Source organism: Nonomuraea rhizosphaerae (assembly GCF_019396405.1).
Taxonomy (GTDB): domain Bacteria; phylum Actinomycetota; class Actinomycetes; order Streptosporangiales; family Streptosporangiaceae; genus Nonomuraea; species Nonomuraea rhizosphaerae.
Map to the genome: position 1 here is coordinate 1 of NZ_JAHKRL010000427.1, position 10102 is coordinate 10102.

Here is a 10102-nt window from a genome sequence, read left to right on the forward strand (position 1 = left end):
GGAGCCGCCAGCGTGGCGGCGGCGCTGCGGCTGCCGGGCAGCGCCGTCGCGGAGCTGACGCCGCCACCCGCCGGGGACCGGGTCCGGGTGGAGCATCCGACGGGGTTCCTGGACGTCGAGGTCGAGCTGGACGGGCTCACGGTGAAGCGGACCGGGGTGGTGCGGACGGCACGCAAGCTGATCGACGGCATCGCGTTCCCACGATGACGGGCGGCGACGGCTGGGGCTCGGGGGCGGTGAACGGCGGCCGGGGCTCGGGGGCGGTGAACGGCGGCCGGGGCTCGGGGGCGGTGAACGGCGGCCGGGGCTCGGGGGCGGTGAACGGCGGCCGGGGTTTTACGGCGATGACGGGCGGCGACGGCCGAGGCGCTGGGGTGATGGACGGCGAGGCTGAGGGATGAGCGGCGGGCCTGACGGACAGGGGTCCGGGGCTCCTTCTCCCCGCTCCTGGTCCCGGCGGCTCTTCTGGCCGCTGCTCGCCATCCACGCCATCCTGGTCCAGGTCATCAGCTACGGGATGCGGCCGTCGCTGTCGTACGCGGTGCTCGAACTGGGGTACGGGTCGGCGTGGGTGGCCGTGGTGGCGGCGATGTTCGCGATCCCGCCGCTGGTCCTGGCCGTGGCGACGGGCCGCCTGGTCGACCGCTTCGGCGAGCGGCCGAGCATGGTGATCGGCGGCGTCGCGCTGACGGCGGCGGCCGTGGTCGCCTACCTGGGCTCGGCCCACCTGGCGCTGCTGGTCACCGCCACCGCCCTGCTCGGCCTCGGCATCGTCTTCTCGATGGTCGCCGAACAGTCGGCCGTCGCGGGCCAGGCACGCAACCGCGGCATGGACTCCGCCTTCGGCGTGTACACGTTCATCACGTCCCTCGGGCAGGGCGTCGGCCCGCTGCTCCTGCTGATGCCACCGGCGCCCGGCAGCCAGTCGCCGCCCCTGGAGCCGATCGCCGCCGCCTGCGGGCTGGCGAGCCTGGTGACCCTGGCGGTCTCCTTCGGCTTCGGCACCCACCACCGCACCGCCCCGTCACCGGCCCGCCGATGGCCGGCGCGTCAACTGCTCGCCATCCCGGGAATGTACCGGGCATTGCTGGTCGGCGGGCTGATCCTGGCCTCGATCGACGTGACGCTGGCGTACCTGCCGGCCCTCGCCCACGCCCGCGGCATCGCCCCCGCCTGGGTGACCGCGATGCTCGGCGCCCGTTCCGTGGCGCAGATGGTGTCCCGCATCAACCTGGCCTTCTTCGTACGGGTGCTCGGCCGCCGACGCCTCACCGTGGCGGCCTGCGCGGTGTCGGCGCTCGCCCTCTGCGGCCTGACGCTGCCCGTCACCGTCTGGGTCCTCATCGCCCTCACGGCGCTGTACGGCTTCGCCGCCGGCGTCTGCCAGCCGATCACGATGGGCTGGGTCACCCAGCTGGCGCCCTCCGGCACCCGCGGGACGGTGCTGTCGCTCCGCATCGCGGGCAACCGGCTCGCCCAGAGCGTGATCCCCGCCATGTCGGGGGCCGCGGCCGTGGTGGGCGGGGTGTCGGGGGTGCTGGCGGTGACCGGCGCCACGCTGGGCGTCGCCGCCTGGTCAGCCTCCGCCATCCCTGATCGGGACCCCTGACCCCATCACCCGGGCTGGGTAGGGCAGTCACCCCCCAGGCTCTGCCACCGCGAGCCGAATCGACAGCCCCAGAAATCGGGCCAGCCGACTGACCTGCCGAGCCGGCTTACCGGACCAGCTCGTTCAACGTGCTGGACCGACCTACCGGACCGACCCACCGGCTTACCCGCAACCGGCCCTCCGAGCTACCGGACCGGCTTACCGGACCAGCCTGTCCGACCTACCGGACCGACCTACCAGCCCGGCCGACCGACCTTCCGGACCACCCAACCGGCTTACCCGAACCGGCCCCCCGAGCTACCGGACCAGCCCCTCCAAACCTGAGCCAGCCGCTCCCAAACTGAGGCGACCTCACTCCGAGCCGAGGCGACCTCACCGAGGAACAGTCCCACGAGCCGAGGCGGCCGCCCGCAGAGGGACAGCCGCTCGGGCTGAGACGCCCGAACCCCGCTCAAGCAGACCCGGCTCAACCGAACCCCGCTAAATCGAAGGCCGGAAACGAACCCCAGAGTCTGGGCCTGAGATCCGCCGGCTAGTCGCGGTGGAGCTTGCGGTAGGTGACCCGGTGCGGACGAGCCGCGTCAGCCCCCAGCCGCTCGATCTTGTTCTTCTCATAGTCGGCGAAGTTGCCCTCGAACCAGAACCAGTTCGAGCCCTCTTCCCACGCCAGGATGTGCGTGGCGATGCGGTCGAGGAACCACCGGTCGTGGGAGGTGATGACCGCGCACCCAGGGAAGTCGAGCAGCGCGTTCTCCAGCGAGGACAGCGTCTCGGTGTCGAGGTCGTTGGTGGGCTCGTCGAGCAGCAGGACGTTGCCGCCCTGCTTGAGGGTGAGCGCCAGGTTGAGCCGGTTGCGCTCGCCGCCCGACAGGACGCCCGCCTTCTTCTGCTGGTCGGGCCCCCTGAAGCCGAACGCCGCGATGTAGGCGCGGGACGGCATCTCGACGTTGCCGACCTTGATGTGGTCGAGGCCGTCGGAGACGACCTCCCAGACGTTCTTGTTCGGGTCGAGGCCGCCGCGGCTCTGGTCGGCGTAGGAGATCTTGACGGTGTCGCCGACGGTGACCGAGCCCTCGTCCGGCGTCTCGCCCCCGGTGATCATGCGGAACAGTGTGGTCTTGCCGACGCCGTTGGGCCCGATGATGCCGACGATGCCGTTACGCGGCAGGTCGAACGTCAGGTCCTCCATCAGCAGCCGGTCGTCGAAGCCCTTGGTGAGTTTGTCCGTCTTGATCACCGTGGTGCCCAGGCGCGGGCCCGGCGGGATCTGGATCTCGTCGAAGTCGAGCTTGCGGTGCTTGTCGGCCTCGGCCGCCATCTCCTCGTACCGCTGCAGACGGGCCTTGCTCTTGGTCTGGCGGGCCTTCGGGTTGGAGCGGACCCACTCCAGCTCGTCCTCCAGGCGCTTCTTGCGCTTGACGTCCTTCTGGCCCTCCACCTTGAGGCGTTGCGCCTTGGCCTCCAGGTAGGTGGAGTAGTTGCCCTCGTACGCGTACGCGCGGCCGCGGTCGAGCTCCAGGATCCAGCCGGCGACGTTGTCGAGGAAGTAGCGGTCGTGGGTGACGGCCAGGACGGTGCCCGCGTACTTCTCCAGGTGCTGCTCCAGCCACTGCACGCTCTCGGCGTCGAGGTGGTTGGTGGGCTCGTCGAGCAGCAGCAGGTCGGGGGCCTCCAGCAGCAGCTTGCACAGGGCGACGCGGCGGCGCTCACCACCGGACAGCTTGGTCACGTCGGCGTCGGGCGGCGGGCAGCGCAGCGCGTCCATCGCCTGCTCCAGCTGGCTGTCAACCTCCCACGCGTTGCGATGCTCAAGCTGCTCCTGCAGCTTGCCCATCTCCTCCAGCAGCTCGTCGCTGTAGTCGGTGGCCATCTGCTCAGCGATCGCGTTGTAGCGGTCGAGCATCGCCAGCGTCTCGGCCACGCCCTCCTGGACGTTGCCGAGGACGGTCTTCTCCTCGTTGAGCGGCGGCTCCTGCTGGAGCATGCCGACGGTGAAGCCCGGCATGAGCTGGGCGTCGCCGTTGGAGGGCTGCTCAAGACCGGCCATCATCCGGAGCAGCGTCGACTTTCCGGTGCCGTTCGGGCCGAGGACGCCGATCTTGGCCCCAGGCAGGAACGACAGGGTGACGTTATCGAGGACGACCTTGTCACCGTGCGCCTTACGCACGCGCTGCAACGTGTAGATGTACTCCGGCATGACATCTAGCTTAGGGGCTCTCGACCCGGGCTTCCGCCGCCTGCCCGCCCGGCTTCACCACTTGCGAGCCCATCTGCCCCCAAGGCCCCGTAACATCCCGGGCGGTCGAGCATCAGCACACCCGGACTTCGGCGCGCTCTCCCGCCTTCGACATCGCGCGCTCCCGCGCATATGCCAGAACGATTTCGTTCGTACGCGCCGGACTTCCTACGTACGCGCCATAACGGTCATGTGGAGCCGATCCGGCCGCGGATGCGACGCGTTGACCTCCCGGACGTCGTCGGCGCCGAGCCCCGGCCCATGGCGGAACCTCCACCGAGGCAACAACACCGCGACGGCGACCAGCAGCTCAGCCATGGCGAAATGCTCCCCGATGCAGCGATGCCGCCCGTCCCCGAACGCCGCGTACGCCCCGGTCGGCAGCCCCCCTGGCCTTCTCCCCCCAGCCACCGATCAGGATCCAGGCGGTGCGGCTCGGGGTAGACGTGCGGGTCGCGGTGGATGGCGGTGGGACTGTAGCCGACCTCGGTCCCGGGCGGGATCCGTACCCCGGCCAAGGTGAGCGGCGCGGTGGTGTGACGCAGCACCATCAGCACCGGGTGCAGTCGCAGGACCTCCTGCACCGCACGCCGCGTGTAGTCGAGCTTCTTGAACGCCTCCGCCAACGTCATCCCGCCCAGGCGTGACGCACCACCACGAACCGCCCCTCCCACCGCCCACAGGCCGCCACCCCGAACGATCCGCCCCTCCGGAGGAACCGGCCCCCGCCCTTCCCAGAGGACCGCACCCCGCCCCTCCGAGGCGACGACATCCCAGCCGTCCGAGAGGACCGCATTCTTCCCCTCCAGGAGGACAGCGTCCCCGAACACGGAACGCACCTCGGCCAGAATGCGCTCCTCGACGTCCGGATGCCGGGCGAACTCGTGCAGCGTCCAGGCCAGCGCGTTCGCGGTCGTGACGATCCCAGCCAGGAAGATGCCCATGGCCTCGTCGTGAATCTGCCGGTCACTCATCCCAGCCTCACCACACCGCCCTTGAGAGGACGTCTCCCCTGCAACCGACGCCTCCCCTCGGACCGACGCCTCTCCTCCGGCTGACGCCTCACGGAGCGACGCCTCCCGGGACGACAGCAGCATGCCGATCAGATCCTCCCGCTCGGACGGATTACCCCTCTTGTGTGAGATGACCTGATCCACCACCTGGTGAATCTGCCGCGTGGCCGCGCGGAACCGGCGATTGCTCGGCAGCGGCAGACGCCGCAGGAACTCGGGCATCTGCGCCTGCACCATCAGATTGTCGATGAACGTCGGCATGGCCGCATGGATCGCTCGCGCGGCCGCAGGCTCGATGCTCATCCCGAACATGGCCTCGGTGGTGTTCGCGATGATCAGATCGTTGGCCACCGGCAGACGTCCACGACCTGACCGTCCTCCCAAGAGGCGGCCACGGCCTGGGTGTTACGCCGCATCACCTCGAAGTAGCCGCCGATGCCGCTCTGGCTGAGCGCCGGCTGCAGGATCCGCCGCCGGCGCAGATGCGCCTCCCCGTCGGCGACGATGAGCCCCTCGCCGAACAGCGGCCGGGCCCGCTCGAACACCAGGCCGCGCCGTACGCTCCGAGCCTGCGTCACCAGGACCTGCCGCACCAGCTCCGGCCGGGTGAGCATGTACACCGGCAGCGTGCCGATGTCGATGCGGACGATGTCGCCGAGACCGTTCAGCCCTTGCAGGAAGTCGAACGGACGGCGCAGCAGCGAGACCGAATGCCCCAGCAGCGGAACCCTGCCGGGCGCTGTCGGGAGGCTCGGCAACGACCTGGGGGCAGCCGTCACGTCTCCGGCTTCGACCATGGGGTTCCTCCACATGACGTACTCGAGGTTGAGGGGTCGCACCTGTCACACGCGGCGCCCGTCCACGAACGACATACGGAACGCGAGCCCACCACCGTCGATGCGGATGAGGCCGGAACGGTGTCGTCGCTTCACGTGCCGGCGCCCCATCCACCGCCGACGAGACCTCGGCGTCGCAGCGCCGATGCCTTGTCACCTGGCAGATGTGTGGTGTCCGGAAAAGTGGCGGCGAGGACATGCGAACGCGGCACCTGCGCGATCACGCTCTCCTCGCCCGGCGTGCCGACGCACACTGTCCCCGATTGGCAGCCACTCTCGATTACTACCGCCAAGTCGCAGCTCGTATCCGTAGTGAAACGGAAAGTGATTACTGCTGGCACGTACAGACGGATGTGTCCGAAACAGCGAACAGAACACCCCAGCCAGACGTCCCGCTCAAGGAAAACCGGCCGTCCCCCCGCCCCTCACCCCCGTCACCGATCATCCACACCTCCAACGAAGATCATTGATGCGCGGAAACAGAACTATCGTCGACGATCACACCTCCGACCGCCGTACGCCCGGCCGGGGCGGCGACGAGCTCGACCGTGATGCCGTCCCGCAAGTGCGCCCCAAGGACGGCGGCGACGGCATCGGTGACGACTCGCACAAGCCTGGCAACCAGCTCGCCACTGTCAGGACGGCCGAACGCCGCCTCACGAATACCGAACGTGATCACCGGCGGCGCCTGATCGGCCGGTTTGCCTCGCAGCCCCCACCGTCCAGCGGGTATGCCGTCGAGGTGAATGACCGCGACATCACGCGCCCACTCCCCGTACACCTCGACCACCGCGTCGGTCAGCGCCGCGATGAGAGCCGCTTCGTTGCCCTGAAGCTGCGCCTCCAGGACTCGAACTGTCAGATGTGGCATCGTCAGTCTCCTGTTTGTCCCTAAATCATCTTTGACTACAAAGATAATTGGCGAGGTTCAGATGGTCAACGACGCGAACGACCTGACCACCGATCAGGCAGTGCGATCCATGCTGCTGCTGATGCCCAGGCTCGTCGGGCGAGCCAAGCGACTGCCCGTCCCACAGGCGCTGCGAACCCTCGATCTCGCGCCCCGCCACCTGTCCCTGCTGGCCTACTTGCAGTACGACGGTTCACTCACAGTGAGCCAGTTGGCGGAGCGGCTGGAGATCGCCCCGACGACCGTCAGCCTCATGGTGGGCGACCTGTCCCGCCGCGGCGTCCTCACCAGGGAAGAGGACGACGCCGACCGGCGACGGCGCGTCGTCGCGATCGCACCGCAGTACGTCGAACCGATCAGCGAGTGGCTGTCGGGCAGCGCCCTGGCGTGGGCCGAAGTCCTGACCGACCTCACACCGGCCGAACGCGCCACAATCGTGCGAACGATGCGCGCCTACGAGACCGCCTTGGGCAAGCGAATGCACGACTGAGCCGAAGACGGCACATGCACGGAACCGAGCAAGCGAATGTCACCGGAGACGCGCCCTGAAGGGCCGTCCGTACAAAAACGTCGGCCAACAGACGCCGCCCCAGCAGACGTAGACCGTCGGACGTCAACCTGGCGTACATCAGCCTGGCTGGCGTCGCTGGGCAACATCCGCCAGGCTGACGTTAGGCGGACGTCAACCCAGAGAACGTCTGCCCGGCGCCCGCCAGCCCAACGGACCCCTGTCCGGCAACGCCAGTCCAACGGTTGCCGACCGAGCCTGTCCCGGGAACGGTGGAGTGGACCGGCAGTCTGCGGAAGGCGGCGAGCATACGACTCCCGTTGAAAACGACCTTTCAGCCGGCGATCCGCCTCCGAGCGCCGGACACTCCCTGCCGACCCACCGGACGTCCGTCCGGCGGTGGCCAGCCTAGCGATAGTCAGCCCCTGCGGATTCAGAGCGTGCCGAAACGGACGTCAGCCCAAGTAGGCCGGACATAGCGGATCAGACGTCGCGAGCCAGGGCATCTGGAAGCGGACATTGTGCAGGTCAGAGCGTGGCAGGTCAGAGCGTCTGGAAGTGGACGTCGGCCCGAGCGGACATCGTTCGGAAACGGAAACCGACGTCAGGTCAGTAAGCCTCAGAGCGGCTGCGGGTCAGGTGGCGGATCCTCAATGAAAAGGGGTGGATCTTCGGTGAAAAAGGGTGGGCCATCTACAAGACGAGGGGACCCCTCGATGAGGAGGGGCGGATCCTCAGTGAGGAGGGGGGCATCCTCCACGAGAAGAGGTGGGTCCTCGGCGAGAACGGGGGCCGCTGGCTGGACGACAGGGATGCAGATGCGGTCGCGCCCCAGTTCCTTGGCCCGATACAGGGCCAGGTCGGCGGCGGCGAGGAGTTCGATCAGGTCGTCGCCGTGGACGCTCATCAGAGCGACCCCCGCCGAGATGGTGACGGTGATCATAGCGTCGTCGGCGGGGACGGCCATGCGGCCGATGCGGCTGCGGAGGCGTTCGGCGACCCGGCGGGCTTCGTGGATGTCGGCGCGCGGGAGCAGGACCACGAACTCCTCGCCGCCGAAGCGGCCCACCACGTCGTAGTCGCGCAGCTGGCTGCGAAGGGTGGCCGCGACGCCGGCGAGAACCTGGTCGCCGACGAGGTGGCCGTGGGTGTCGTTCACCCGTTTGAAGTGGTCGATGTCGATGATCAGCAAAGCCAGCGTCTCACCGGTGCGGCGGGCGCGGACGATCTCGGTGTCGGCCTCTCGCTGCCAGGCGGCGGCGTTCAGGAGGCCGGTCTTGGAGTCCGTACGGGCCGCCGCCTGGAGCTGGGCGTGCAGGAGGCTGCGCTGGAGCAGCACGACCGGGGGCAGGGCGAGCACGAGCAGCGCGAGGTTGAGTCCGCAGCCGACCGCGACCGTGACGCCCAGGCACAGCTCCACGACGTCCAGGAGCACGCTCTCCCTGTCCCAGAGCACCTCACGCCAGGAGATGTCCGGATTGGCCGTGTGGGCCGCGATCGCGATGAGCGCGGTGTTCAGCACGGCGAACAGCGCCGCCGCGCCAATCGCCGCGAGGATCGGCGGGCCGCTGCCTCGCGAGAGCACCGACGAATCCGGTACGAGCCCGTGGAACAACACCGACGCCGAGCAGGCCGCCAGCCCGATGGCCGCCGTGCTGCACACCCTGCGATAGAGCACCGTCGCCCGTACGCGCCATTGCAGCAGCACCTGCAGCACAATGGGCGCGAAGAGCGAGTAGACCGGCGGCAGCAGCAACGCCACCGGCAGCCACCATGCCGACAACAGGTCGCGAGACACACCCGCGGGCATGCCCAGCCGTCTGGTCGCCTCGATACAGACCGCGCCACATCCCATGAGCGCGCCGAACATCAGCAGCTCCGGCCACCTGACCTCGGTGGACATCGCGAACATGACGATCGAGGCGAGATGGAGACTCACGATCCCGCTCAAATAGAACAGAAGCGGGCGGCGCTGTCCGAGCAGCGGCCATCGGCCAGCCAGTGTTGACACACCGTCGCGAGGCTTGACCGAGGTGTGACTGGTAGCCGCCATCTCGTCTCCTCTCTGAATAACGATGTGTAACACAATAATTGCGGAGTGTGCGCCGCGCGATGGGAACCGATACGTTTGGCGGTGTGACCACATAAGTGTGGTGGTCGGCGAATGACACCGCTCACTCCGCCGAGCGGACCCTGCTGGGAAAGGAGCAGCCATGGTGCGGGGCGTAACCTGGACCTGACAGATGCTCTAGTCATCTGACTCCGGCAACGCCATCGGCTGAGTATTGGTGCCAGGTTCCTCCACTTGGAGGGGCTCCCATGGCATCACCGCGTACGGCCGATGCCCCCTCCACCTACTTCCCACTTTCGCCTTCAGCTGCATGTCCAGTACGGATTCGGTGCGCGTTCGTTCGTGTGATCGCTTGCACTTTCTTCCTCGCCGTCCGCGTCGCCCCCCGACCGCGCCCCCATCGTCATCCACGACCGCGTGACCAAGTCCCGTGTCAGGAAGGGCGTGTCAGCGAGGGCCGTGCCAGCGAGGATCGAGTCATCGAGGGTCGTGTCACCAACGGCCGTGTCAAAAATGGGCCGCATACCTCGCGTCGCGTACTACGTCTACGTGATCCTCAGCTACGCCATCCTGTCTCTGGACTGCGGTACCTTCGACTGCCTCACCTCGGACTGCGCCTGCAACCGCGCCATCCTGGCCCTGGTCACCCATGACGCCGCTTCAATCGTGCTGCCTCGTGGGGCACCCCAACTGTGATGCCACCTCAACCGCGCCACTTCATGCCGCGCCACCTCGTGGCGCGGCCAATCGCACCCCTGTAGGGCGCCACGTCGTGCGGCGCTGCGGGGAGTGTGCGGCGCTCGGAAGCGGTCCGCTGGCCGAAAGATCGTTTTCCTCAGAGTCGTATGCTCGCCGCCTTCGCAGACTGCTGGTTCACGGTTCCCCGGACAGGCCCCGCTGCAGCGTGCGGCGCTGCAGC

The 10102-nt window shown here is 68.4% G+C and carries 10 protein-coding genes and 1 pseudogene; 5 read left to right on the forward strand and 6 right to left on the reverse strand.

Translation table 11 applies throughout. From position 1 onward, the window contains the following. The 3 genes from KME77_RS21965 to KME77_RS21975 all read left to right on the forward strand — a co-directional run. On the forward strand, positions 1-207 hold a 207-nt coding region (locus KME77_RS21965; protein WP_281424223.1), incomplete at its 5' end, for a PrpF domain-containing protein. Further along, on the forward strand, positions 204-401 hold the full coding sequence (locus tag KME77_RS21970; RefSeq protein ID WP_219470723.1) for a hypothetical protein: 198 nt from the start codon (positions 204-206) through the stop codon (positions 399-401). The genes KME77_RS21965 and KME77_RS21970, both read left to right, overlap by 4 nt. After that, entirely contained in the window at positions 398-1609 is a 1212-nt protein-coding gene (locus tag KME77_RS21975; RefSeq protein ID WP_219470725.1) for an MFS transporter, read from the forward strand. The genes KME77_RS21970 and KME77_RS21975 overlap by 4 nt, the downstream gene beginning before the upstream one ends. A 532-nt stretch (positions 1610-2141) precedes the next feature. On the opposite strand, the gene ettA is transcribed toward KME77_RS21975, so the two are convergent. From ettA to KME77_RS21995, 5 genes and pseudogenes are all read right to left on the reverse strand, one after another. Next, positions 2142-3806: an energy-dependent translational throttle protein EttA gene (gene ettA / locus KME77_RS21980; RefSeq protein WP_219470727.1), complete on the reverse strand. Its 1665-nt coding sequence runs from the start codon at positions 3804-3806 to the stop codon at positions 2142-2144. A gap of 207 nt (positions 3807-4013) precedes the next feature. After that, on the reverse strand, positions 4014-4256 hold the full coding sequence (locus KME77_RS30535; protein ID WP_372451208.1) for a cytochrome P450: 243 nt from the start codon (positions 4254-4256) through the stop codon (positions 4014-4016). Then, positions 4250-5170: pseudogene (locus KME77_RS21985) on the reverse strand (cytochrome P450); the annotation flags it as partial. The pseudogene KME77_RS21985 and the gene KME77_RS30535, both read right to left, overlap by 7 nt. 23 nt (positions 5171-5193) lie before the next feature. Then, the gene (locus KME77_RS30000) at positions 5194-5655 is read right to left on the reverse strand and encodes a cytochrome P450 (RefSeq protein WP_219470731.1); all 462 of its coding nucleotides are present in this window, start codon (positions 5653-5655) and stop codon (positions 5194-5196) included. 502 nt (positions 5656-6157) lie between these two features. Next, a complete protein-coding gene (locus KME77_RS21995) occupies positions 6158-6565 on the reverse strand; it encodes a tautomerase family protein (protein WP_219470733.1) in 408 nt (135 codons plus the stop codon). 61 nt (positions 6566-6626) lie between these two features. Between KME77_RS21995 and KME77_RS22000 the strand changes: the two genes are divergently transcribed. Beyond that, the gene (locus KME77_RS22000; RefSeq protein ID WP_219470735.1) at positions 6627-7094 is read left to right on the forward strand and encodes a MarR family winged helix-turn-helix transcriptional regulator; all 468 of its coding nucleotides are present in this window, start codon (positions 6627-6629) and stop codon (positions 7092-7094) included. A gap of 637 nt (positions 7095-7731) precedes the next feature. On the opposite strand, the gene KME77_RS22005 is transcribed toward KME77_RS22000, so the two are convergent. After that, positions 7732-9051: a sensor domain-containing diguanylate cyclase gene (locus KME77_RS22005; protein WP_308250821.1), complete on the reverse strand. Its 1320-nt coding sequence runs from the start codon at positions 9049-9051 to the stop codon at positions 7732-7734. Positions 9052-9732: 681 nt separating this feature from the next. On the opposite strand from KME77_RS22005, the gene KME77_RS22010 reads away from it, so the two are divergent. After that, a complete protein-coding gene (locus KME77_RS22010) occupies positions 9733-9879 on the forward strand; it encodes a hypothetical protein (RefSeq protein WP_219470740.1) in 147 nt (48 codons plus the stop codon). The last annotated feature ends 223 nt before the right edge of the window (positions 9880-10102 follow it).